Annotated in this window: 1 protein-coding gene; it reads right to left on the reverse strand. The window is 44.4% G+C overall.

The genetic code is table 11. The features are described 5' to 3' along the window. Positions 1 to 277 (reverse strand): DUF294 nucleotidyltransferase-like/CBS domain-containing protein (locus tag AAEZ09_RS28150; RefSeq protein WP_350601625.1); only part of this gene is annotated, 277 nt, incomplete at both ends.

Genomic DNA, 277 nt, shown 5'->3' on the forward strand with positions numbered 1-277 from the left:
TGGCAAAGGGTAGTGGCAGGGTCTTGCTGTTCGCTCACGGCACGGCAAATATCGCTATCGGTCAAGATGCCGAGCAGATGACCGGTGCCATGTGATGTTTCTTTTATATTTTCTAAATGATTTAAGGGTCTTATCAGTACATGTTTTAGCCCCGCTTTGGTCATAGTATGAGCGGCTTCGTATAAGCTATTATTGGCATCGACAATGTGTACCGGCAATAGATTGACATCAATCACTGGCTGCAGCATGATTTGCTGTACTTCTTGCTGATCATTAT

The organism is Pseudomonas sp. 65/3-MNA-CIBAN-0223, from assembly GCF_040310425.1.
In the GTDB taxonomy this organism is placed as follows: Bacteria; Pseudomonadota; Gammaproteobacteria; order Pseudomonadales; family Pseudomonadaceae; genus Aquipseudomonas; species Aquipseudomonas gregormendelii.